A 23,756-nucleotide genomic window follows, 5' to 3' on the forward strand; every position below is an offset into this window, starting at 1 on the left:
CATGACGGTAGAAACAAAGGCACTGAAGAAGCAGCGGTTTTATTCCGACGCCGTCGGCGAACCCGCCGAGGGCATGTGGTCCAACTGCCTGCGGATCGGGGACCTGATCACGGTCTCCGGCCTGACGGCCCGCGGTCTCGACGGGCAGACCATCCAGGGCGATGGGGAATACGAGCAGGCCAAGGTCATCTTCCAGAAGATCAAGGACCTGGTGGAGGCCGCCGGCGCAGCGATGGACGACGTCGTGAAGATGACGATCTTCGTGACCAACATGGCCAACAACTCCGAGGTCTGGAAGGCCCGCAAGGAGTTCTTCACCGGCGATTTCCCCGCCTGCACCCTGGTCGAGGTTTCCGCCCTGGCCAAGCCCGAGATCCTCGTGGAGATCGAGGCCCTCGCAGTCGCCGGCTGCAGCGCCAACTAATCCCCGGCCAGCCTGATGCCGGGCGGGGCGTTGCGCGGCACTGCACAACGCCCCGCCCGGGTCCTCTCTTCCCACTTAAGGACAATCATGTCTGCACATTCGAACTCCCCGGAATCGATTGATTCCTCGCTGGCCGTCGCCGCCGAAGACCACGCCCTGGCCAGCGTGCCGATGGGGGACCGCAAGAGCGGCTTCCAGCTCTCCCTCAGCCCGGTCAGCGTTGCCACGGCCCTGGTCATCTTCGCCATCGGCGGTTTCACGGTGGTGCTGGCCGGCTTCACCGTGGGCATGATTGCCGGCATCCTCGTGGCGGTCTTCGGCGTGTTCCTTGGCAGGAGCCTGGGCCGGATGGCGTTCAACACCGGCATGTCCAGCACCATCACCTCCCGCTTCTTCGGGTTCGGGCTGAAAGGCTCCTCGATCGGCTCGATCATCTTCACCTTCATGATCCTGGGCTTCCTCGCCATGGAGTCCGCCCTGCTGTACGAGGGCACCCTGCTGATGTTCGGCCTGGACGACACCTGGCCGGTGCGGATCCTCCTCTACGGGCTGATGACACTGCTGTGGATCGGCCTGGCCATCTTCGGCCTCAAGCTCGCGCTGCGCGCCACCGGCGTCCTGACGCTGATCACCATCCTGGTCGCGGTCTTCATGGTCATCCAGATCTACGCCGTCCAGGGCGCCAACCCGATGGACGTGTTCACCTACCAGGGCGTTGTCCCCGGCGGGGCCTGGCCCAAGTTCGAGGCCGCGATCGGCGTCATGGGCGCCACCGCCGGCACCATCGCCCTGGTCACCACCGACTTCGCCCGCTACTGCCGCACCAACCGCGACGTGAGCATCCTGGCCGTGGCCGGGCCGGTCACGCAGAACATCATCATGACCGTCCTCGGTGCCCTCATCGTCATCGGCGGCATGCCCAAGGTGATCGACTACCTGATGGCCCGCAATGCCGGCATGAGCCCGCAGGCCGCAGCCGAGGCCGCCAGCCTGTTCGTCATGCAGAACACCGGCGCCTTCTTCGTGGTCTTCGCCGGCTGGATCGGGTTCATCACCATCTATGCCGCCCAGGCCAAGGCCCAGGCCATCAACGCCTACTCCGGCTCGCTGTCCCTGGTGAACCTGGTCGACTCCCTGACCGGCTGGAAGCCGGGCCGCGCGGTGATGGTCGTCGTCGGCAATTTCATCGCCCTGCTGATGATCGCCGGCGGCATCCTCGGGCAGTTCGCCGCCTACCTTGCCTACCTCGGCTGCATGACGCTGGGCATGTGCGGCGTGATGATCGCCGACTACTACATCATCCGGCACGGCCGGTACGACGCCGCCACCCACAAGGTGGAGAAGTGGAACTGGGCCGGCGTGGTCACGCTGGTGGTCTCCGCCGCCGTCGGCATCATCCTGATGGCCACCGGCATCTTCGCCCTCGGCTTCCTGGTCTCGTTCGTGTTGGCCATCGGGCTCTACCCGCTGCTGCGCAGCCGGATGCCGGAAGGCACCGCCACTTCCTTCGTGGCCGAAGCCGAAGCCCTGGCCGAAGCCCACTGAACCCCTTTCACCCCGCTATCCCAGGAGGTAGAAACGATGACTGAAGTCCTCTCCGCACCCGTGATCCAGAACCGTGCCGGCGCCAGCTTCCTGTCCGGCGACCGGAACGCCGGCAGCGAAGCCCCCGCCTTCGACCCGCGCCAGCTGCGCAACACGCTGGGCAACTTCGCCACCGGCGTCACCGTCCTGACCTACGAATCCGCCGGCAGCAACTACGGGATGACCGTGAACTCGTTCACCTCGGTCTCCCTGGAACCGCCGCTGGTGCTGGTCTCGCTCATGCGCAGCTCGCAGGCGCTGTCCTACCTTATGGAGCGCCCGTTCGCGATCAACGTGATGGGCGATGATCAGCTCGGCACTGCGCTGCAGTTCGCCGGCAAGCCGCAGGACGATCTGACGATCGACTGGGTGCTGGACGAATCCGCCCCGCGCATCAGCGGTTCCCTGGCGCACTTCCAGTGCACCCCGTGGGCGGCGTACGACGGCGGGGACCACGTCCTGCTGCTGGCCCGGGTGGAGTCCTTCGGCCAGCAGGACGACGGCCGGCCACTGCTGTTCCACCGCGGCCAGTGGGGCGAGCTGGCCAGCAGCGGCCGGTAAAGACTGCCGGCCAGTGACGGCGGCGTCCGGTGTCCCGATCTATCGCACACCGTGACTCAACATTGCGGCCAAAAGCTCGCCGCACCCCTGCAGCCGTCTAAGATAAAGAGCTCTTTTGGCCCCTTCCCCCACCCCGGGCGGGGGAAGGGGCCGTGACACCGCCCGGCCGGATCCGGCTTGCGGCCGCCCGGGACCTAACCAGACGCTTTCCTTCAGGGCGCACGACCGATGCGTGTGCGAACCATGCCGGACCGGCGCGCCCCACTGTTTCTTCCGCCGTCGCGCCACCCCTAAACCGCGCCGGCACTGCACCGCCGAAGGCAGAACGACGTTGTTCTGCCTGGGGCGGGTGTTTTCCTCCAACAGTTAAAGGACCTTGGAATCAATGGCAACACTCATTTCGCGCCGGGCTACCGACGCAGAATCCCGTTCGGGCCGTTCCTCGCTCATGATCGTCCTCTCGATCGTGCTGCTGAGCGAAGTCGCATCGTTCGAATACAACATGGTGAGCCCGGCCCTGCCCAATATCGCCACCAGCTTCGGGACGACCCAGCCAGGCCTGGTGTTCACGGTACTTTTGATCTGCGGTGCCATGCTGCTGCCGATCCTAGGCAAGCTCGGTGACGTGATCGGCAAGAAGAAAGTTCTGCTGCTCGGCGCGGGCGCCATGGCCGTGGGCACCCTGATCTGCTCAATCGCCCCCGTGTACAGCATCTTCCTGGCCGGCCGCGGGATGCAGGCCTTCGGCATGGTGGGCCTGGTGCTCACCTACGGACTGATCCGGGACCTGCTGCCCAAGAAGTGGGTTCCGGTGGCCATCGGCGGCATCGGTGCGGGCGTGGGAGTGTCCGGGGTCCTCGGTCCGACCCTCGGCGGGTTCCTCACGCAGAACTACGGCTACAAGAGCGTCTTCGTCTTCCTGACCGTCTACATCATCGTCACCGTCCTCCTCGTGGCCGTCGTCGTTCCCGAGACGCCGGTGCGGGCCCGCCATAAGATCGACTTCCTCGGCGCGCTGCTGCTGGGCGGTGGTGCGGCCCTGCTGTGCTACGCCACCGTCAAGTCCCCCTACCAGGCTGTCTCGGCCGTGGCCGGTGCCCTGCTGCTGGTGGCGTTCATCCTGGTGGAGCGCCGGGCCGCCGAACCGCTGATGCCGCTGACGCTGATGCGCCAGCGCAAGGTCTGGGCCACCCTGCTGATCTCCTCGCTGCTGGGCTTCATTTTCAACTCCAACGTGGCCATCATTTCCCAGATGGCCCAGTCCGCCCCGGTGTCCGGCGTTGACTCCGGCCTCGGCCTCTCGCCCGTTGAGTTCTCGTTGACCTATGCCCTGCCGCTGGGCCTGCTGGGATCTGCTTCCGGTCTGGGCGCCGGATACCTGGCCAAGCGGATCGGGCCGAAGTACCCGATGATCTTCAGCGCCCTGTGCTGGTTCGCCGGTGCCATGCTGATTGCGCTCGGACTGGTCGGTTCTTCGGGCATGCTGCTGCTGGTGGCCTTCATCTTCGGCCTGGGCAACGGCTCCTACCACGCCTCGGCGTCCAACCTGGTGATCGAGGCGGTCCCCGCGACCACCCAGGGCGTCGGTGCCTCCCTGAAGGCAACCTCCGAGCAGCTGTTCGGAGCCTTCGGCAACGCCATCATCGGTGCGGTCGTCGCGGCCGCGATCATCAGCACCCCCGGCGGGGCCGGGCCGATCTCCTATGACATGGGCGGATTCCACCTGGCATACGGTATCTACGCGGCCGTGGCGCTGCTGGCCATCATCGTCACCCTGACGCTGCGGCACGGCAACAAGCCCGCTACCGGCGGCGCTGCCTAGTTCTCCGCCCAGCGAAAGGAAACGCGCATGACCATTCCCGAGTATGCCCGGGGCTACGAAGGCTACGAGGGCCGGATCGGCAGGACGACGGCGTCGTCGCAGCCGTCCTGGCCGGCGGAGGCCACGCCGCCCAAGGGGGCCCCCAACGTCATCGTGATCGTGGCCGACGACCTCGGCTACAGCGATATCAGCCCCTACGGCTCTGAGATTCCGACGCCGAACCTGCAGCGGCTCGCGGACCACGGCGTCAGCATGACGAACTACCACACGGCTCCCATGTGCTCCCCGGCGCGTGCCTCGCTCCTGACCGGGGTAAACCCCCACCGGGCCGGGTTTGGGTTCGTTTCCAACGTCGACCCGGGCTTCCCCGGCATGCGGATCGAGTTCGGCGAGGACATCGCGACCCTGCCGAAGATCCTGCGAGGCCACGGGTACGCCACGATGGCGTTCGGCAAGTGGCACCTGGTGCGGGAAGCCAACATGCATGAGGGTGCCTCCAAGGAATCCTGGCCGTGCCAGCAGGGATTCGACCACTACTACGGGTCGCTTGAAGGCCTCAACTCCTTCTTCGAGCCGAACCAGCTTGTTGTCGACAACACGGTGCTCAACAACGAGGAGTGGCCGGACGACTACTACGTGACCGACGACCTGACCGACCGGGCCGTTTCTCAGATCCTGTCCCTGCGCAGTTCCCATCCGGACAAGCCGTTCTTCTGCTATTTCGCCCATATGGCCGTCCACGCGCCGCTGCAGGTACCGGCAGATGTCCTGGCCGAACAGCGCGGGAAGTACGCCCGGGGCTGGGATGCCCTGCGGGAGGAACGGTTCCGCCGGCAGCGCGAGCTGGGGCTGTTCGGCCCCGACGTGGAGCAGGCCCCCCGGAACGACACCCCCGGATACGACGTCGGCCCCTGGGACGAGCTGAGCAGGGAAGAGCAGGAGCGCTTCGCCAAGTACATGGAGGCCTATGCGGCGATGGTGGTGACCATCGACCGGTCCGTGGGCCGGCTGGTGACCCTCCTCGAGGATCTGGGCGAACTGGACAACACGCTCATCGTCTTCACCTCGGACAACGGCGCCTCGGCCGAAGGCGGGGCCGAGGGCACGAGGTCCTACTATCGGATGTTCCCGCACTCACTGGCCGAGTTCGGCTGGCAGGGTGATACCCCGCTTGATGAAGACCTCATCGGCGGACGCGACTCGGCCGCCCACTACCCGCGCGGCTGGGCCCAGACCTCCAACACCCCGTTCCGCTACTACAAGGGACAGACCTTCGCAGGAGGGGTGCGGGTGCCGTTCCTGGCGTCCTGGCCCGGGGCACCGGCGAAGATGGCGGGCGTGCGGGACCAGTACTCCTATGTGACCGATGTGGTGCCCACGATCCTGGACCTGGTGGGGATCGGGCATCCGGGTACTGCCTCCGGTGGCGGGCTGACTGCTCCCGACGGCATGTCGGTGGCCGATGTCTGGGCCAGCCCGGAGGCCGACTCCGCCCACACGGTGCAGTATTCGGAGATCTCGGGCCACCGCGGGCTGTACTGTGACGGCTGGAAGCTGCTGTCGCTGTATGACAAGAAGGGCCCGGTGGACGAGCCCAAGTGGCAGCTCTTCGACATGCGCAACGATCCCACCGAGCTGCACGACCTGGCCTCGCAGCATCCTGACCTGGTACGGAAGTTCGCCGCACTCTGGGACCGGGAGGGCTGGCGGAACTCCGTGTTCCCGCTTATCGAGGGCAGCGGACCGGGGGCCCGTGTGCTGCCCGGGCGGCGGCCCGCGGACCAGTACCTGGTGGACCCGGTGCGGATCCTGCCGGGCACCCCGGTGATGGAACGGTACCGGTCCCTGGAACTGATCCAGTACCGCGATTTCCGGGTACGGATCCTGCTGGGAGGTTCGGCCGCCTCCGATGAAGGAGTCCTGATCTCCCATGGTGATGTCCAGGGCGGTTATCTGCTGTACGTCGAGGACGGGGACCTGTGGTTCGGCTACAACTGCTACGGCGAGCCGCTGCTGGCCCGGGTGGCGCCGTGGGCGGACGGGATCAGGTCCCTGGTCCTGGAGGCCGAGGTTGTGGACCCCTTGCAGTGGACGTTCCGCGTGCGGATCGGCGACGGCCCGGCCCTGACCGCAATGGATACGGTGCCGCTGATGACCGGCATGGTGCCGTGGACGGGAATCGCCGTCGGGCGCGACCCGCGCGGTCCTGTCCTCCGCGAGCTGCGGAACCGGAGGGGAACCTTCCCCTGGACCGGCCTGCTGCGGGAGGTCGTCTACGAACCCGGGAAGCAGCGGCCGATTTCGGCTCTGCGGGAAAAGATCGAGGTCGAGGCACAGCGCCGGGCCGACTGACATCCCAAGAACACATCGATAACAAGAAAGAGGACCTGCACACTATGAAGCTCGCAACCCTGCGCACCACCGGGGGCACGGCCGCCGCCCGTCTGGACGGGGACGTTTATACCGAGATCGCCGGGTACCCGGACCTCGGCGCCCTGCTGGCCGAGGAGAACTGGCAGGAGATTGCCCGCGGCGCAGCCGGGCCGGAGCATCCGGCGGCGGAGGCCGAACTGGCCACGGTGGTGCCGAACCCGTCCAAGGTGCTGTGCGTGGGGCTCAACTACAAGAGCCACATCCAGGAGATGGGCCGGGAACTGCCCACCCACCCCACCGTGTTCGCGAAGTTCGCCGATACCCTGACCGGCCCGGCCGATCCGGTGGAGGCCGTGGCGGAGGACCCGGAGCTGGACTGGGAAGGCGAGCTGGCCATCGTCATCGGACGGACCGCCTACCGGGTGGGCGAAGCGGAAGCCGGGGATTACATCGCCGGCTATACAGCGGCCAACGATATCTCGATGCGCGGCTGGCAGTTCCGCTCCATCGAATGGCTGCAGGGTAAAATCTGGGCCCGTTCCACCCCGGTGGGTCCGGTCATGGTCACCTCTGACGAGTTCGACCCGGCCGCCTCAACGCTGCGGACCACCGTCAACGGCGCCGTCATGCAGGAGCACCCGATCTCGGACCTGCTGTTCAAGCCGAACCAGCTGGTGGCCTACCTGTCCACGATCCTGCCGCTGCGACCCGGCGACCTGATCCTCACCGGCACCCCCGGCGGCGTGGGCCGGGCGCGCACCCCCGAGCTGTACCTGAAGGCGGGGGACCGGGTCGAGGTGAGCGTGGACGGCATCGGCGTCCTGTCCACCCCGATCACCGAACCGGCACACCTGCCGGCTTAAGGACGCAGGAACCGCGGAGGCGGGCAGTGCGGGTTCCTGCCCGTCCTGCCCGCCTCAGCTTTCCGGAGCGTCTTCGCCTCCGCCGGCCAGTTCGGCCTCGATGTCCTCGATGCTCGGCAGGCTGGCGGTGAACTCCTCCGGCAGGGATTCCTCGAGGGCGCTCTTCCACACGGCTACCCCGATCGGCGTGCTGTAACCGCCCAGCGCGTACTCGACCGCCACATCGTTCCTGGTCTTGCACAGCAGCAGACCAATGGTCGGCCTGTCCTCCGGGTGGGCCAGCAGATCGGCCAGGGCGGCCATGTACATACCCAGCTGCCCCAAATAGGACGGATCGAATTTCACGGCTTTCAGTTCGATAACCACAAAGCAACGAAGCTTGAAGTTGTAGAACAACAGATCCGCGAAGAACTCCTCATCGCCGATCTGCAGCCGCACCTGCTCGCCGACGAACGCGAAGCCCTGGCCGAGTTCCAGCAGGAATTTCTGCACATGCGTGACCAGATGGGACTCAAGCTCGCGTTCATTGTGTCGGTTCGTCATTGCCACGAAGTCGAAGACGTACGGATCCCTGGTCGCCTGCTGTGCCAAGTCCGAGTCTGAGGGCGGGAGCATAGCAGCGAAGTTGCTGATCGCCTTGCCGGATCGCTCGCGAAGCCGAGTGTCGATGTGGTGGACCAGGACGTTGCGCGACCAGCCGCTTTCGACTGTAGCGGCGGCGTACCATAGACGGGCGCCGGCGTCATCGAGTTTTTCGATCAGTGCAATGTGATGGCGCCAAGGCAATTGTGCAACGCGTTGCACAATTGCGAAGTCCGGCCATGCTTCGGCAAATGTCCGCATGTACTTGAGATTTCGGGGTGAAAATCCTTTGGAGCCGGGAAAGCATTCTTGAGATCAGCCGCGAGCCGATCAATGACACGAGTACCCCAGCCCTCGTGATTCTGGCGCTCGAGAATGGCCCGGCCGATTGCCCAGTTTGTTGCGATGAGCTCGCGGTTCATTGCAGCTGTTGCGCTGAGGCGGCCCAGTGAGATGCGTTGCGTTACAGATTCCAGTAGCTCCGGGTACCACTCCGGCATCGTGCTCCTGGCCGGTGTCGGAGGGAAACTCGCCGGAGGTTCCATGTCCCGGGCTGCCCGTTCGGGCTTGCTCCCGTCCTTCGTCGCCATTGGCTACGGACTCCTCTTGGACGTGCTGCTCCTGTCCCTGCACGTTACTGGCCGCCTCGGACACCTTGGTGATCGTCCACGGCCGGCAGTGCATGGCCTATGGTGGGGCCATGGCGATCCTCTACCGGGCTGAACTGCGCCCTACCAAACAGGAACTACTGGAAACCTGGGTCCCTCAGCAGGGCTGGTATATCGGGTCAGGCACCACGCTGGAACACGTGGGCGCCTACCGGTTCGATGACCCGGCCGGCGAAGTCGGCCTGGAGACGCACCTGGTGCGCTTCGGGGCCGGGCCGGTGATGCAGGTGCCGTTGAGCTACCGGGGCGCCCCACTGCATGACGCGGACCAGTGGCTGGTGTGCACCATGGAGCATTCGGTGCTCGGCGATCGCTGGGTGTACGACGCCTGCGCCGACCCGGTCTATGCGGCTGCACTGGCTTCGACCATCCTGACCGGGGCCGAGGCCGCTGAGCAGTTCGTCGATAAAGACGGGCAGCTGGAACCGCTGGAGACCTTCGTCCATGTCCGTGGCAGCGGCACCTCCGGCACTCCGGTGACGTCAACCGGAACCGCACGGCCGGCGTCGTCCGGTCCCGTCACCACCATCGACACCGACGGCCCGGCGCTGACTGTGGTCCGGGTGCTGGGCCAAGCCAAGGACCCCGGCGGACCGCATCAGCTGCGCGGCACCTGGCTCGGCCAGGACGAGCCCGAATTGCTGGCGTTCCTTTAGGGAAAGAGTAAGTGGCCGGGTAATACCCGGCCACTTCCTGTGGCAGGTCCCGGACTGCTACTGCCGCACCAGCGTCCCGCAGCCCCTGACTTCGAAGCCCACAGTGCCAGATGGAATCTCCACGATCGTCCGGGCGGGTCCAAAGTAATTGTCTTCCAGATCGGCAAAGTCGCTGGTGAAATCGTTCACCGTTGCCCAGTAGCAGGCATTGCCCGAGCGCTTGGCCACATAGGTGCCTGCCTTGATGTCGATGCCGACGCGGTAGGTGCCGTCCCGGGTGATCTTGCTGGCCCTGGCGCCGGAGCTAGAGACGGTCTTCCAGTTGCCGCAGCCCCTGGTTTCGAAGCCCCGGTCCGACGAGGTGATGCGCACGTAGGTGTTGCCAGTGCCCAAGTAGTTGTTGTTGATGTCGCTAAACGAACCGGAGAAACCGTCCAGAGTCGCCCAGTAGCAAGTGTCGCCGCCGGTGGCCTTGTACAGTCCCGGCTTGATCCCGGATCCGACCCGGTACGTGCCGTCATGGCTGATGACAACCCGCGGCGGCTTGGGCGGCCGGGGGATGCTCACGGAACGGCTCGCAACCGTCCTGGTGGAGTAGTAGGCGCGCTTGATGGTCACCTTGGCCGTGATCTTCTTGCCGACATCGGAAGCGGTCAGGCGGTAGCTGGACTTGGTAGCGCCCTTGATCCTGCTCGAGCCGCGGTACCACCGGTAACTGTACGACGACGGCTTGGCCGCGTAGCTGCCTTTGCTCACCTTGAGCGTATGGCCGGCCTTCTTGGTGCCGGAGATCTTCGGCGCGGTCTTGGTAGAGAAGGCCCCCTGGCCGACCTTGGCGGACTTGGCCGTTCCGCTGTAGCTGTTGAAGCCCGGCTTGGTGACCATGGCCTTGACCTGGATGGTCTTGCCGATGTCCTTGGGGGTCAGCTTGTAGCTGGACTTGGTGGCGTTGTTGATCTTGGCCGATCCCCGATACCACTGGTAGCTGGGCTTTGACCCGGACGGCCAGCCGGCGCTGACCTTGAGCGTTGAGCCGTACCGCGCGGTTCCGGTGATCTTCAGGGACTTGAAAGGCTTGATGGTGCCGCCGGTGACCATGCCGGCGTCGAGAGTGAATTCCTCCGGTTCTCCCTCGCTCCAGGTCGACACCTCAAAGGTCAGTCTCTTGCCGGCGGCATGTGCCGGAATGGTGTAGTGGAAGGTCCCGCCCACCGGGTCCAGCATGTCCTCCCACTCGCCGTCCAGATACAGTACGAGGTAGGCCCAATCGATGTTGGCAGCGTCGCCGAGGTCGATGCTGATCCGCGACCCTACCTTGACCTCCCCGGTAATCTTCGGCGTGGTGACCGCAGTTTGAATCGCGATGCTGCTTGGCACGTTCGACGTCGTGGCCGCTGCGGCGGGTGCCGCAGCCAGCCCGCCAAGCAACAGCGCCGAGGCAGTCATGATCGACAGGCCGGTTTCTCGCCAGCCTGGAATGTATTTCTTCATGTCCCCCAACATTTCTTGCCGTTTCCGGCATATTCGGTTGTCTGTCTGCCCTGGCTAGGAGCAGACCAGCTTCATTTATACAGTGCAAAGACAAACGCCACTTCACCTTCCGAGATGGCGGCAATGTTTATCGTTGGCCGATCGACCCGAGCACTGGTATGGAGAGTGGCCGCTGCTTTGGGGCTACCACCCGGACGACGGCCTGAACATTGTCGGCGAACTTGCCGATAAGTAATTCCGGATAGAAACAGGGGGAACTATGTCCACAGAAACTCTGCCGGAAATTTCAGCGAGCGAGACGGGCAACGCCGGTGCGCCGGATTTGCCGGCCAAGCCGAAAAAGGCGTCCAAAATCGGCAAACCGGGCAAGGGCAGGCGGATCGCCATGGCGATTTCCGCCGTCGTACTCTTCGGCGGCGGGATCGCCAGCGGCATGGCGCTTGAAGATCCGACCGCGAGCGAGGAGTACGCCGCGCTCGCGGCCGAGAAAGCTTCCGTGGAGTCTGCGCGGGACGGACTGCAATCGGACTACGACACGCTCAACGCCGACTATGACGCACTGGACGCCGGAATCGAGGACCGCGAGGCCGCGGTCGAGGAACGCGCGGCGGACTTGGAGAAGGGCGAGGCCGAACTGAAGGAAGCCGAAGCCGCAGTGAAGAAGCGGGAAAAGGCCGTCACCGGGGCCGAGAAGGAAAAGGCCGCCAACACGATCCACGAAGGTACGTGGACCGTCGGCGTGGATATTGCCGCCGGCACCTACCGCACCACCGATGCTGTCGATTCCGATTGTTACTGGGGGATCTACACCAGCGGCACCAACGGGGACGACATCATCGCCAACGACATCCCCGGCGGCGGCCGGCCGACAGTCACCCTGTCCAAGGGCCAGGACTTCAACACGACCCGCTGCGGGACCTGGACGAAGCAGTAGCGCCGGAAACTGTCGGTACCGGCCAATAGCGTCAGCCTCGTCACTTCACCTCGTGCAGCATCAGCCGCGCTGCCGATTCATCACCGCACCATCTTGAAGGTAATCAGGGCTGCCCGCGGGCAGCCCGCGAAAGGAACAACCATGTCCCAGTTCATCAAGGACGGCGCCCCGGCGCCGCAGCCCACGCCGCCGCATATGTACCAGCCGATGCCGCAATACCCGATGCCGCCGGCAATCGGCCAGAAGTCCTTTCTCGTCACCTGGCTGCTTTCCCTGCTGGTTGGATTTTTTGGTGTTGACCGCTTCTATCTCGGCAAGGTCGGCACCGGCCTCCTGAAGCTGTTCACCTTCGGCGGCGCGGGCATCTGGTGGCTGGTCGACCTGATCATCACCCTGGCGGGCAAGCAGCGCGACAAGCGCGGCTATCTGCTGGAGGGCTACGACAAACACAAGGTCTTGGCACTGGTCGTGACCGCCGTAGTGATCGTTGTTAGCGCCATTTCCAACGGGGCGCGCGGCGCCACTGAAGCAGGCAGCGCCGATTCCGGTGCAGGGACCGGTGTCGTCGCGGCGCAGGAAGCCGCGGCGGAACCGAAGGCCGAGCCGGTGGCTGAGGCGAAGTGGACCAAGGTTGTGACGCTGGACGGCAGCGCCAACGCGGCCAGCCAGACCTTTGAGCTGTCCGGCGGCGAGACGCGCCTGGTCTACAACTTCAAGGGCAGCCAGGACTTCGTCGTCGTCGCCGCCTACCTGGAAGAGGAGGGCACCGACCTGAACAAGGACGGCGGCATTCCGCTGCTCATGCTGGACAAGCCGGACAAGGGCGAGACGGCCATCCATAAGTCCGCCGGTAGCTACTTCCTCGACGTCCGGGCCGCGAACATCGATTCGTGGAAGGTCACCATCGAGGAAAAGAAGTAGCCGAAATCGGGTGAAGTGATGGAGCGGCAGCCTGCGCAGGCGGCCGCTCCATCACTTTGTCCCTGCCAAGTGGGGGAGAAATGGAACATATCGAGACACTGATTCAGGAAGTCGCCGACAAGATTCGGCGAAAGGCCCTGATTTCCGCGCTGATACACGGCGCAATCTGCATTGCGGGCTTGCTGCTGAGCCTGCCGGGACTGGAGTCAATGGGGCACGGTGGCAGCTACATCATCTTCTGGGGCGCCGTGGTTTTCGGGTTAATTCAGTGCGCCCGCGCCATTAGCCGGTATGTCGGTGCGACCGAGACCGCCACCGGAGCAGTAGCTGCATATCTGCGGAGCGAAGTTCGATGACGCCCCGGCCCGCACTGCCCGCCGCGGGGATCGCGGTCCTGTTGCTGGTCGTCGCCATCGCACCAATGCCGTTGGGATATTACACATTCCTCCGGTGGGGCGTCATGATTGCCGCCATCGCCATGTGCGTCATCGCCTCCCGCGCTGGTCAGGCCGCGTGGCTCTACGCCTTGATTCCGGTCGCCATCTTGTTCAACCCCATCGCGCCGGTCTACCTGACAAGGCCAATCTGGTTTGTCCTCGACATTATGGCCGCCGGCGTGCTTGCCATTGCGGGGAGCCAGATCAGGCGTCAGGAAACCGGACAGGAGTTGTAGGCAGACTGCCCCTGTACCTGCGAGCGCGGCGGCTCGCGCATACCAGCTACTTGGCTTCAATCTCCACGAAGACGAAGTCATGTTCGCCGGGGTTGATGACATTGTGCTCGTTGCCGGCCCGCCGGGAGTATGACTGCCCGGCTGTCAACTGACTGGTGATGGACTCGCCGTCGGGGGTCTGCAGCAGCAGCTTGCCGGTGGTCATGGGTACCACCACGTAGTCCAGTTCGTGGTGGTGCCAGCCGGTTTCGCTGCCCGGCGGGAAGCGCCATTCGGTCACCCGGAAGTGTTCGTCGTCGATCTGGACCGTGGGCTGGGCCGGCTGGGACAAGGGATCCTCCGATACTGGGCGCGCTGGCAGGAGCGCTTCACATCCTGACCAGAGTGAGCCTACAGAATTGCCCGGGCCGGGCCTGGTCCGCCGTGCTCGCCACTGGCCGGGCGGCCCAGTAGAGTGCCGCCATGGAAACCGCGCTGCCGGGCTGGTCCGACTTCAATGTCGCCGTCGCGGGTGCCGGGGCGGCCCTGGCCGGCCTGCTCATCGTCGCGATGTCGGTCAATATCGCGGAGATCCTGAAGACGGAAACCCTGCCGGCCCGGGCCGGCTCGTCGATCGGCGCGCTGGTGCTGGCGGTGGCCGCCGCTTGCCTGGCGTTGATTCCGGGCCAGCCGCTGTGGCTGTTGGGTCTCGAAGTGCTGGCCGGGGTGGGGCTCGTCTGGCTGCTCGAGGCGTTCGCCGTCCGGGCAATCCTGCGCGAAGAGGGCCGGCACGGGGCCGGCCGGTCCGGGAAGGTGCTGGTGGGCGCGCTGCCGCCGGCGCTGTTCAGCGTCGGTGCGGTGCTGCTGGTTGCCGGGGCGGATACCGGGTATGTCTGGGTGGCGGCCGGCAGCATCCTGGCCATCGTCGGTGCAGTGCTATTTTCCTGGGTCGCCCTCGTGGAGATCCTGCGCTGATGCCGGGGCCGGCCGTGGCGCGACGAGCCGCACCGTCCTCCTTGGGGACTACCAAAGCCGGTCCAAGATAGCCCGCAAGAGTGACGGCAATGGCCGCGGCCGGGTCCTATCGTGGCAAGGGGCGGCCACTACGGCCGCCAAGTCATCCACGTTCTCCACGGTGCAGGGTGGATTGTCTGTGCCTTCAGCGTGCCCCGACCGAACAAGTAAGGAACCATCATGTCCGCACAGGTCCTGCCCACCCGTCCGCGCCGCCGGCCGCATGTCCTGCTGATGGTCGGTGTCCTGCTGCTGGCGATCGGCCTGGTGGCACTGGTCCTTGAGGTATCGGCGTCGATGTCCCGCAAGGACGCCTCCGGGGTCTATCCGATCGCGGGACCGTTCACGGCCCTCGACGTGCAGGCAGAGGCGAGCGGCGTCAGCGTTGCCTACGCGGATGTCGCGGAAGCCGAAGTGCGCTTCGACCAGGGCAATGCCAGGCGCAGCTACGAGCTCACCGTCGACAGCGATAACGCCGGCGGCACGGCTCAGGTGCGCCTCACCCAGCACAATCCCCGCTGGTGGTCGTGGGATATCTGGGGCGGGTCCTCGCCCCGGCTCGAGGTGCTCCTGCCGCGCGACATGGAGGCCAATCCCATCGCGGTGAACCTCAGCACCAGCGCCGGCAACCTGTCGCTGGACGGGACATTCGGCGATGCCGGGCTCAACAGCACCGCGGGGAACCTCACCGTCACCGGGTCGGCCCGCGATGTGACGTTGGCGGCCACGGCGGGCAATATCTCCGCCATCGACTACCACGTCACTGGGCGCGCCCTCGTGCACACCACCGCCGGCAATGCCACGCTCGACTTCGGCAGCCTGCCGGCTGGCCTGGCGGTAGAGACGACCGCAGGCAACCAGACGACCACCCTGCCCAAGGGCAGCTACCGGATCCAGACCGAGGCCACGATCGGCACGGTCTCGATCGACGCCACCAGCACACCGGACGCCGCCCGGACGTACACGTTCAGCGCGACGGCCGGTGATATCGAGGTGGCGAACTAGCCGGAGCACTGCCGGCCGGCCGATAGGGTGGATGCGTGCCGTTCCCTCGTGTCCGGATTTGGACGCCGGGCCGCCGCGGCGCGGCGGGGACACGCCGTCGTGCCGTCTGAAAGGCGGACGGCACGGGACGGCGGAACCGGAGGAATCCATGGGTGTGATGAATGACCTGCTCGGCCCGTCGGCGGTGCAGGGCCTGCGGGCGTCCCTGTCGCAGGCCGCCGGCCGCCCGGCCTGGCCCGCGCTCGCCGCAGCGGAAGAACGGCTGGAGCCGCTCGCCCTGCGGGCCCGCTCCGACGTGCTGGCGGCGGCCCTGGTGGCCGACCTCGGGCAGGATTACGACGGCGCGGCGGCGGTGTTCCGCGCGGCCCTGGACGATGCGGCGTTCACCGGCTGGATGATCTGGCCGGCCGGCGAGGCGGCGGTGACCCTTGCGCTCCAGGATGGCAGCACCCGCGCGTTCGACAACGCCCTGGCCCTGCTCTTCGAACTGACGCCCCGGCTCACCAGCGAGTTTGCCATCCGGCGCCTGCTGATCCGGGACCTGGAGCGGGCACTGGGGTTGATCCAGGACCGGACCGGGCATCCGGATGAGCATGTGCGGCGGCTGGCCAGCGAAGGCACGCGCCCCTACCTGCCCTGGGCCATCCGCGTTCCCGGGATCATTGCCCGGCCGCAGTCCACCTTCCGGATCCTGGACGCCCTGCACACCGATCCCAGCCAAACGGTCCGGCGTTCGGTGGCCAACCACCTGAACGACGCCGCCCGCCATGCCCCGGACGACGTGGTCGCGGCGGCGGCGCGGTGGAACGCGGAGCCCGGCAGCGGCTGGGTCGTCCGGCACGGACTGCGCACGCTGGTCAAGAAGGCTCATCCGGACGCGCTGGCACTGCTCGGCTTCGCCCCGGCGGCGGTCTCGGTGTCGGCTCCGCAGGTGGACCGGGACACGGTCGGCCTGCCGGGGGAACTGGTCTTCGAAGTGGAGGTCACGAACGGGTCCGCGGACACCGCCCGGGTGGCCGTGGACTATCTGGTCCACTACCTTAAGGCCAACGGCACCCTCGCCCCGAAGGTCTTCAAGCTCGCCGTTGCGGAGCTCGGGCCGGGGCAGACCCGGCGGTTCCGCAAGTCCCACGCCTTCCGGCAGATGACCACCCGGGTGCACTATCCGGGCCGACACGAACTGCAGGTGCAGGTCAACGGTGTGCGCTCGGACCGCACCGGCTTCAATGTCATCGCATAGTCAGGCTGGTTCGCAACCGAGCAGGAGCGCAACCCCATGGGAAAGCTGCTGGTCCAGTAGATCGTCAAGATGTTCGACGCCTACTGGCCGGCGGCGGACCTGCTTGAGGAAGCCGTGGCCGAGCCGATCAACCGGCTGCCCAAGTACGTGGTGTCCTCGACCCTGGCGAGGCACCGTGGGGCCACGGCGGGGAGGCATGGATCATCCGCGGCAATGTGGCTGCGGAAATCCGCGGCCTCGGGGAACCGGAACCCGGCAACGTCATCGTCGGGGGCAGCCTGCAGCTGACCGAGCTGCTGTTCCGTGCGGGACTGGTCGGCGAGTTGCAGCTGCATGTTGTGCCGAAGGTCATCGGCGCCGGGCTCCCGGCCTGTCTGCACGCCTCAGCCGATGCCCGGTTCACCCTGCTGGACGCCGCACAGCTGGCGCCGGACCTGCTGGCCACCCGGTATGCCGTGCGGGATCCCGGGCGGAGCCGTGTGCCGGACTGTCGCTTCCGCCGAAAACCGACATGATGGATAACGGGGGATCCCTGAGGAGGCGCGATGAAGTTCCTGATCCTGATCTACAGCAATCCCGAGTCGCAGCGGACCTGGGCCGGGCTCTCGGACGCCGAACGCACCGAGGGCTTCGGCGACTTCGCCGGTCTGAACGCGGAATTGGCCGCCTCCGGCGAACTGGTCATGGCCGAGGCCCTGGACCAGTCCTACACCACCAGCGTGACCGTACGGCAGGGAAAGGTGACGGCGGCGGACGGGTCCTTCGCGGACCAGGAGCAGGTGGCAGGCTTCTACCTGCTCGACTGCGCCAGCCGGGAGCGTGCCGTCGAAATCGCGTCCCGGATCCCGGATGCGCGGTTCGCCCACGTCGAAGTCCGTCCGGTGCTTGACCTGAGCGGCCAAATGACCTGAGGCTGGTACCGCTCAAAGTACGACGTCGGATGCCCGCCGCCGTTGCACTTTCCTCGTGCACCTTACGGTTGCAGGCCCGTCGCGGCCAGGAATGCGCCGTCCCCGCCCATGGCAAGGGTCAAGGTCACGCACCTCGGAGCCGATCGGTCCATCGAAGGTGTCCATCCAGGTGCGCAATTTTGGCCGGGCCGCCCGCGGCACCTTGAGCCTTCCCGAACGGCGCTACCTCGAGTCCCGCGCCCGCCGCCCTCCGCTGATCGGGTGGCCGGAGGTTCCGTTACCGTCGACTGCGGGATACTGGAGGAGGGGGACTAAAGAGGTGCCACGCATGTTTCCAGTCGAGCTTCCGGGTACGAAGCATCCGGTCCTGATGTGGGCCGCTGAGCGCGAGGTTGAGCCGGCTGCCCTGCAGCAGCTGAGGAACATCGGCTCGCTGCCCTGGGTCTACGGGGTCCGAGTGATGCCCGATGTCCACCTCGGCAAGGGCGCCACCATCGGTTCGGTCATTGCCATGCCCGGGGCTGTCTCGCCGGCGGCCGTCGGAGTGGACCTGGGGTGCGGCGTCGTTGGCGTCAAGACCTCCCTGACCGAACGCGATCTCTACGGCCTGCACGCGCTGCGGCGCGCCATCGAGTCCGCCGTCCCTGTGGGTTCCAACAGCCACCGCAGGGAAGTGGACTTGAAGCGTCTCGGGCTGGAGTCCGGAATGAAGACCTTCTGGGAGGGGTTCAAGGACCTGCACGCCGGTGTGCAGAAGCTCAGGCCGCGCGCCCTCGGGCAGTTGGGCACGCTCGGCAGCGGGAACCATTTCATCGAGGTATGCGTGGACGAGGCCGGCTTCGTGTGGCTGACCCTGCATTCCGGCTCCCGGAACATCGGCAAGGAACTGGCCGAGCGGCACATCGAGATCGCCCGCAGGCTGCCGCACAACCAGGCGCTGGCGGACCGCGACCTGGCGGTGTTCCTGGCGGACACCCCTCAGATGGACGCGTACCGGCATGACCTGTGGTGGGCCCAGGAATACGCTGCCCGGTCCAGGGCGGTCATGATGGGCCTGGTCAAGGAGCAGGTCTCCCGGCACTTCGCTTCGGCGAACGTCGCGTACGGCCAGAGCATCAACATCCACCACAACTATGTGGCCGAGGAGATGATCGACGGCCGCAGGATGCTGGTCACGCGCAAGGGCGCCATCCGGGCGGGCAAGAGCGAACTGGCCCTGATCCCCGGTTCGATGGGAACAGGTTCCTATGTGGTCCGAGGCCGGGGCAACGAGGCGTCCTTCCAATCCGCGTCCCATGGGGCCGGCCGGCGGATGTCGCGCCACGCTGCGTTGAGGACCTATACGGTCGCCGACCTGGCTGCGCAGACCGCCGGCGTGGAATCCCGCAAGGACCAGGGCATCGTGGATGAAATTCCGGAGGCGTACAAGGACCTGTACGCGGTCATCGACGCGCAAAAGGACCTCGTCGACGTTGTCCAGCATCTGCGCACGGTGCTGTGCGTCAAGGGCTGACGCGGGCTTCTCAAGGAAGGCTTCGGTCGCCTCCCGGGCATGGGACGACGGAACCGCGCCGGCCTCTCCCGAAGCGCATCCGGACAGGAGTCCGGCGGCCGGAGCTTCCTCGGTGTTGGCTCGGTCCCTCCATCGCTGCCATCGGGAGCGCTGCCTTGAACCGGAACCAGCCTAGGGCCTGCCTCCGGCAAGTCCCACTCGAAACAGCCTAGATAATCGATTCTTAGTCAGATATTATTTTCTGCAATGAGATTGCAGCGACATGCTGGTTTTGGAAGAGTCAAGCAGAATAGGAGACAGGGATGTCTTGGGGATTGATCACGGCCATGGGGCACGTCGGCATTCAGACGACCAAGCTCGAGGAGTCCGTCTTTGACGCGACGCAGATCCTCGGACTGCGCGAGACCGAGCGGACTTCCGACGCCGTGTACCTGGCCGCAGGCAATGTGCACCACGAACTCGTCTACATCGAGTCCGACGTCGACGGCGTGGACAGCTTCGGCTTCGTCGCCCGCGACGGCGACGCGCTGCGCGAGATCCGCCGCCGGGTCGAGCAGGAGAACCTGCCGATCGTCAGTGAGAAGCCGCGCGGCGCCGGCATCGAGGATGGCTTCTCCTTTGTGGGGCCCGAGGGCTTCGTCTTCGAAGTCTATGTGGGCATGCAGGAAAACCAGGCGTCACAGCTCTCCTTCGGCCCGGACCGTTATGGGCACTTCAACTTCCACCCGCGCGACGTGACCGGGATGATGACGTTCCTGCAGCGCGTGCTCGACTTCCGGCTCTCGGACGTGATTGGCGACGACTTTGCATACTTCATGCGCTGTAATCCGGACCACCACGGCATTGCCCTGGTCCGGGGCCAGGGGACGCTGCACCACCACGCCTGGCAGGCGCAGAGCATCGTCGACCTGGGCAAGCTCGGCGACCGCCTGAACAAGCTGGGTCGGGACCTGATCTGGGGGCCGGTACGCCACGGCGCCGGCCACAACATCGCCGCCTACTTCGTGGAGACGTCCGGGGCCGTCGTCGAGCTCTACACGGATCTGGAGCAGATCTACGACGACTCGCGCCCACCGGTGGTCTGGGGCGAGGATGAGAACTGGTGGAACATGTGGAGCAGCTACCGCCCCATGGATTTCCGCAACTTCGGGCTGGCGCCGGTGGAGTCGCCGACGCGTATGGCGGTGCTCCGCTAGGGATGCAGTGTTAGGCAGTTAGGTATCAGTGCGGCGGCAGAGCCGCGTGCCCGGACGGTCCGGGCACGCGGCTCTCTGCATTGCGGATGTACCGATATGCGCGCCTAGAGCAATGATGCAATACATGTCAAGAAAAACATTATTTAAATAAAAATGCGTAAAACTCTGGCCATCTGCTGTGACTTCCGCCATGCTTTAAGCAGTCAACGAGTGACGGGACTCACGGCAGGCCGGCACCGGCCTGCACCCCGGTTTCGTAAAATCCTCGGTGCCTCCGGCTGACCTGTGGAAGCCGAAGCCCCACCGTTCTCCACGAAGTGAAAGAGCCTATGTCGCAGCCAAAAAACGTTCAGACAGACAGCGAGCCACAGGAGCTCCACCACCGCGAAGCCTCCACGGGCCCGGCGGGGGAGTCCCTCAATACCAGGGACATGCGGCGGGTCCTTGGGTCCAGCCTGATGGGCAGCATTATTGAGTACTACGACTTCATCCTGTATGCGACCGCCGCCTCGCTGATCTTCGACAAGGTCTTCTTCTCCAATCTCAGCCCAGCGGTCGCGCTCTTCGCCTCCTTCGGCACGCTCGCCGTTGGTTACGTCGCGCGGCCGCTGGGCGGGATCATCTTCGGCCACTTCGGCGACAGAATCGGGCGCAAGAAGATGCTGGTGCTGTCGATGCTCATGATGGGCGGCGCCACGGTGGCGATCGGCCTGCTGCCCACCACCGCCGCGATCGGCATCGCGGCCCCAGTCATCCTGGTTACCCTGCGCTTTATCCAGGGCATTTCGGTCGGCGGCGAATGGGGCGGGGCCACGCTGATGGCGCTCGAACACGCTCCGGCCAATAAGCGGGGCTTTGCCGCTGCGTTCGCCAACGCCGGCGGTCCGGCCGGCGGCCTGCTCGCCACCTTCGTCGTCTCCGGCGTGTCCGCCGCCACGGGGGACCAGTTCCTCGTCTGGGGCTGGCGCATCCCCTTCATCCTCTCCGCCGTGCTGATCCTGATCGGCATGCTCATCCGGCTCAAGGTCGCCGAGAGTCCGGTCTTCAAGGCTTTGGAGGCCAAAGCCGCCGAGCGCCAGAAGGGCCGGAAGGCCCCGCTGGGACAGGTCCTGCGCCGTTTTCCCCGGGTGGTTATCGTGACACTGGTGGCATCTCTGGGCTTTTACACCATGCAGGGGATCCTCACCACCTGGGGTGTCTCGGTGGCGGTGGCCGAGGGTGTGGACCGCTCGGCCGTGCTGAACATCAAGGGTGTCGCCGCCGTGTTCACCGTGGTTGTCTGCTTTGCCGCAGCACGCATGAGCGACCGCTTCGGACGCCGCGCAGTGCTGACCGTCGGCGGCATCGCCGGCATCCTGTGGGCCTTCCCGGCCCTGCAGTTGATGCACAACGGCACGGCATGGGGATTCGCGCTGGCCGTGATCGTCGGCAACGGCGTCATCCAGGGCATCCTGGCCGGGCCGATCGGTGCCTACATCTCCGAGCAGTTCCCCGCGGAGGTCCGCTACACCGGGGCGTCTCTGGCCTATCAGGGCTCCTCGACGCTCGGCGCCGGCTTCACCCCGATGATCGCCACCGCCTTGGTGGCCGCCGGGAGCGGCGGCTATGCGCTGGTGGGTGCCTTTTGGATCGCCGTTCTGGCGGTCGGCCTGGTTGCGGTGCGGATGAGCCGCGAGGGCGCGGAGTTGAAGCAAAAGCAGCACGCCTGACAATTTCCCCAGGCCCGCCCCGGTCCCTGCACGGACCGGGGCGGGCCTTTGTGATTCCTGGAGGTGGCAGACGAAGACGCATCCTGCCCAAGCTTGATTCATCAGAATTATTGAAAAGCTACGGCAGAAACTTACATATTTACGTAATTATGCCGGGCTGTGATTATGGATGGAGCAGACGCCGCGCAGGTGGCGCGGATCACGAAAGGAACCCAAGCAATGAGCTTGAAGCCGAAGAAGCACATGGTGCTCACCACGTTCATGCTGCCGGCCGGCTACCATAAGGACAGCTGGCGGATGGAGGGCAGCCGTTCCGAGGAGCTGGCCAATCTGGACTTCGTGGCGGACCTGACGCTGATGGCCGAGAAGGCCAAGCTGGATGCGGTGTTCTTCGGGGACATCGTCCATGCGAACACCGTGCTGCGCGGGGACATCAAGATGAACGGCTTCTACGAGCCGATGACGGTGCTCGCAGCGCTGGCCGCCCGCACGAAGAACATCGGCCTGATTGGGACGGTCTCCACTTCCTTCGCCGAGCCGTATAACGTCGCCCGCCAGATGTGCGGCTTGGACCACATGTCCGGCGGCCGCGCCGGCTGGAACATCGTCACCTCCTCCGACGGCTTCCAAAACTTCGGGATGCAGGAAGCCCCGGACCCGGCGACCCGCTACCGGCGCGCCACCGAATTCGTCAACGTCGTCCAGCGACTCTGGGACAGCTGGGCGGATGACGCGGTGATCAACGACCGGGAGTCCGGCTGGTACGTGGACGCGGACAAGCTCCGCCCGCTCAACCACAAGGGCGAGTTCTTCGAAGTCGCCGGCCCGATCAACATGCCGCGTTCCCCGCAGGGCCGCCCGGTGCTCGTCCAGGCAGGCTCCTCCGGCCCGGGCATGGAGCTGGGGTCCTCGGTGGCGGACGGGATCTACACCGCCCAGCCGTTCAAGGCACCCTCCATCGAGTTCTACGCCAAGTTCAAGCAGCTGGCTGCGGACAAGGGCCGCAACCCGGACGAGGTCAAGATCATCCCGGGCATCCTGCCCATCCTCGGCGACACCGAGAAGGAAGCGCAGCATCTGGCGGACGAGCTGGCCAACCACGTCCACCTCGAAAACGGCCGGATCCAGGTGGGGGCCGACCTGAAGATGGACCTGAGCGAGCTGGACTACAACGAGCGCATCCCGGCCGAGTGGTTCTCCGATGATCCGCGCCTGGGCAGCCGCTACCAGATCTACCGCAAGAAGAGCGTGGAGCTGGGCATGACGCTGCGCGAGCTGATCGTGGACCTGGCCCGCTCCACCGGGCACCAGTGGATGGCCGGCACCGCCAGCCAGGTCGCGGACCGGATGGTGGACTGGTTCGAGTCCAAGGCCTGCGACGGCTTCAACCTGAACTCGCCGTTCAACCCCGGCGGCTTCGCCCTGATCTGCGACAAGCTGGTCCCCGAATTGCAGGACCGGGGCTACTTCCGCAGTGAGTACGAGGGGACCACGCTGCGCGATAACCTCGGGCTGCCGCGCCCGGCCGCCGTCGCGGACTACGCCGTGCTCGGCTAAGCGCGGCAGCGGCAGGGAAAGTACGACGCCGGCGGGAGCCTCCTGCCGGCGTCGTGCGTTTTCTGCCGGTCGCGCGGCCG

23 protein-coding genes and 1 pseudogene are annotated in these 23,756 nt (G+C 65.9%); 20 read left to right on the forward strand and 4 right to left on the reverse strand.

Going from position 1 to position 23,756, the window contains the following annotated elements; all coding sequences use genetic code 11:
- Nucleotide 1 precedes the first annotated feature (1 nt).
- The 6 genes from LVY72_RS05660 (at nucleotide 2) to LVY72_RS05685 (ending at nucleotide 7,627) form a co-directional block, all read left to right on the forward strand.
- Complete coding sequence (locus LVY72_RS05660; protein WP_237818568.1) at nucleotides 2-424, forward strand: RidA family protein; 423 nt, start codon at nucleotides 2-4, stop codon at nucleotides 422-424.
- 87 nt (nucleotides 425-511) lie between these two features.
- Entirely contained in the window at nucleotides 512-1,969 is a 1,458-nt protein-coding gene (locus tag LVY72_RS05665) for a purine-cytosine permease family protein (protein WP_237818570.1), read from the forward strand.
- 36 nt (nucleotides 1,970-2,005) lie between these two features.
- Nucleotides 2,006-2,569: a flavin reductase family protein gene (locus LVY72_RS05670; RefSeq protein ID WP_237818572.1), complete on the forward strand. Its 564-nt coding sequence runs from the start codon at nucleotides 2,006-2,008 to the stop codon at nucleotides 2,567-2,569.
- Nucleotides 2,570-2,954: 385 nt separating this feature from the next.
- On the forward strand, nucleotides 2,955-4,391 hold the full coding sequence (locus tag LVY72_RS05675) for an MFS transporter (protein ID WP_237818574.1): 1,437 nt from the start codon (nucleotides 2,955-2,957) through the stop codon (nucleotides 4,389-4,391).
- Between the two features lie 27 nt (nucleotides 4,392-4,418).
- Complete coding sequence (locus tag LVY72_RS05680; protein ID WP_237818576.1) at nucleotides 4,419-6,743, forward strand: arylsulfatase; 2,325 nt, start codon at nucleotides 4,419-4,421, stop codon at nucleotides 6,741-6,743.
- Nucleotides 6,744-6,787: 44 nt separating this feature from the next.
- Nucleotides 6,788-7,627: a fumarylacetoacetate hydrolase family protein gene (locus LVY72_RS05685; protein WP_237818578.1), complete on the forward strand. Its 840-nt coding sequence runs from the start codon at nucleotides 6,788-6,790 to the stop codon at nucleotides 7,625-7,627.
- A gap of 54 nt (nucleotides 7,628-7,681) precedes the next feature.
- Here LVY72_RS05685 and LVY72_RS05690 read toward each other — a convergent pair whose 3' ends face one another.
- Both LVY72_RS05690 and LVY72_RS24580 read right to left on the reverse strand, forming a co-directional pair.
- Complete coding sequence (locus LVY72_RS05690; RefSeq protein WP_372463676.1) at nucleotides 7,682-8,242, reverse strand: PDDEXK nuclease domain-containing protein; 561 nt, start codon at nucleotides 8,240-8,242, stop codon at nucleotides 7,682-7,684.
- A 90-nt stretch (nucleotides 8,243-8,332) separates the two neighbouring features.
- Nucleotides 8,333-8,799: pseudogene (locus tag LVY72_RS24580) on the reverse strand (DUF1016 N-terminal domain-containing protein); the annotation flags it as partial.
- A gap of 110 nt (nucleotides 8,800-8,909) precedes the next feature.
- On the opposite strand from LVY72_RS24580, the gene LVY72_RS05700 reads away from it, so the two are divergent.
- The gene (locus LVY72_RS05700; RefSeq protein WP_237818582.1) at nucleotides 8,910-9,533 is read left to right on the forward strand and encodes a CG0192-related protein; all 624 of its coding nucleotides are present in this window, start codon (nucleotides 8,910-8,912) and stop codon (nucleotides 9,531-9,533) included.
- Between the two features lie 57 nt (nucleotides 9,534-9,590).
- Here the strand turns inward: LVY72_RS05700 and LVY72_RS05705 are convergent, their stop codons facing one another.
- Nucleotides 9,591-11,024, reverse strand: coding sequence for an Rv1352/Rv1906c domain-containing protein (locus tag LVY72_RS05705; RefSeq protein WP_237818584.1), 1,434 nt, complete (start codon nucleotides 11,022-11,024; stop codon nucleotides 9,591-9,593).
- A gap of 259 nt (nucleotides 11,025-11,283) precedes the next feature.
- Here LVY72_RS05705 and LVY72_RS05710 point away from each other — a divergent pair, with 259 nt between their 5' ends.
- From LVY72_RS05710 to LVY72_RS05725, 4 genes are all read left to right on the forward strand, one after another.
- Nucleotides 11,284-11,958, forward strand: a complete 675-nt coding sequence (locus tag LVY72_RS05710; protein WP_237818586.1) for an Rv1352/Rv1906c domain-containing protein — start codon at nucleotides 11,284-11,286, stop codon at nucleotides 11,956-11,958.
- A 141-nt stretch (nucleotides 11,959-12,099) separates the two neighbouring features.
- A complete protein-coding gene (locus LVY72_RS05715; protein WP_237818588.1) occupies nucleotides 12,100-12,879 on the forward strand; it encodes a TM2 domain-containing protein in 780 nt (259 codons plus the stop codon).
- Nucleotides 12,880-12,959: 80 nt separating this feature from the next.
- Nucleotides 12,960-13,235, forward strand: a complete 276-nt coding sequence (locus tag LVY72_RS05720) for a hypothetical protein (protein WP_237818590.1) — start codon at nucleotides 12,960-12,962, stop codon at nucleotides 13,233-13,235.
- Nucleotides 13,232-13,552, forward strand: a complete 321-nt coding sequence (locus LVY72_RS05725; RefSeq protein ID WP_237818592.1) for a DUF6804 family protein — start codon at nucleotides 13,232-13,234, stop codon at nucleotides 13,550-13,552. The genes LVY72_RS05720 and LVY72_RS05725 overlap by 4 nt, the downstream gene beginning before the upstream one ends.
- Before the next feature lie 46 nt (nucleotides 13,553-13,598).
- On the opposite strand, the gene LVY72_RS05730 is transcribed toward LVY72_RS05725, so the two are convergent.
- Nucleotides 13,599-13,883 (reverse strand): cupin domain-containing protein, encoded by a 285-nt coding sequence (locus LVY72_RS05730; RefSeq protein WP_237818594.1) that lies wholly within the window; start codon nucleotides 13,881-13,883, stop codon nucleotides 13,599-13,601.
- A gap of 131 nt (nucleotides 13,884-14,014) precedes the next feature.
- Between LVY72_RS05730 and LVY72_RS05735 the strand changes: the two genes are divergently transcribed.
- The 9 genes from LVY72_RS05735 to LVY72_RS05775 all read left to right on the forward strand — a co-directional run bounded on the left by LVY72_RS05735 (nucleotide 14,015) and on the right by LVY72_RS05775 (nucleotide 23,676).
- The gene (locus LVY72_RS05735) at nucleotides 14,015-14,506 is read left to right on the forward strand and encodes a hypothetical protein (protein ID WP_237818596.1); all 492 of its coding nucleotides are present in this window, start codon (nucleotides 14,015-14,017) and stop codon (nucleotides 14,504-14,506) included.
- A gap of 219 nt (nucleotides 14,507-14,725) precedes the next feature.
- Nucleotides 14,726-15,550, forward strand: a complete 825-nt coding sequence (locus LVY72_RS05740; protein WP_237818598.1) for a DUF4097 family beta strand repeat-containing protein — start codon at nucleotides 14,726-14,728, stop codon at nucleotides 15,548-15,550.
- A 148-nt stretch (nucleotides 15,551-15,698) separates the two neighbouring features.
- Nucleotides 15,699-16,790, forward strand: a complete 1,092-nt coding sequence (locus tag LVY72_RS24235; RefSeq protein WP_269092198.1) for a YhaZ family DNA alkylation repair protein — start codon at nucleotides 15,699-15,701, stop codon at nucleotides 16,788-16,790.
- Between the two features lie 215 nt (nucleotides 16,791-17,005).
- Entirely contained in the window at nucleotides 17,006-17,305 is a 300-nt protein-coding gene (locus LVY72_RS05750; protein WP_237818600.1) for a dihydrofolate reductase family protein, read from the forward strand.
- A gap of 30 nt (nucleotides 17,306-17,335) precedes the next feature.
- The gene (locus tag LVY72_RS05755) at nucleotides 17,336-17,701 is read left to right on the forward strand and encodes a YciI family protein (protein WP_237818602.1); all 366 of its coding nucleotides are present in this window, start codon (nucleotides 17,336-17,338) and stop codon (nucleotides 17,699-17,701) included.
- Nucleotides 17,702-18,029: 328 nt separating this feature from the next.
- A complete protein-coding gene (locus LVY72_RS05760; RefSeq protein WP_237818604.1) occupies nucleotides 18,030-19,214 on the forward strand; it encodes an RtcB family protein in 1,185 nt (394 codons plus the stop codon).
- Between the two features lie 302 nt (nucleotides 19,215-19,516).
- Nucleotides 19,517-20,410: a VOC family protein gene (locus tag LVY72_RS05765; protein WP_237818606.1), complete on the forward strand. Its 894-nt coding sequence runs from the start codon at nucleotides 19,517-19,519 to the stop codon at nucleotides 20,408-20,410.
- 431 nt (nucleotides 20,411-20,841) lie between these two features.
- A complete protein-coding gene (locus LVY72_RS05770; RefSeq protein WP_237818608.1) occupies nucleotides 20,842-22,119 on the forward strand; it encodes an MFS transporter in 1,278 nt (425 codons plus the stop codon).
- 219 nt (nucleotides 22,120-22,338) lie between these two features.
- Nucleotides 22,339-23,676 carry an LLM class flavin-dependent oxidoreductase gene (locus tag LVY72_RS05775; protein ID WP_237818610.1) on the forward strand — a complete coding sequence of 446 codons (1,338 nt, stop codon included), beginning with the start codon at nucleotides 22,339-22,341 and terminating at the stop codon, nucleotides 23,674-23,676.
- Nucleotides 23,677-23,756 lie beyond the last annotated feature (80 nt).

Origin of the sequence: Arthrobacter hankyongi (genome assembly GCF_022012395.1) — a bacterium.
GTDB classification, from domain to species: Bacteria; Actinomycetota; Actinomycetes; order Actinomycetales; family Micrococcaceae; genus Crystallibacter; species Crystallibacter hankyongi.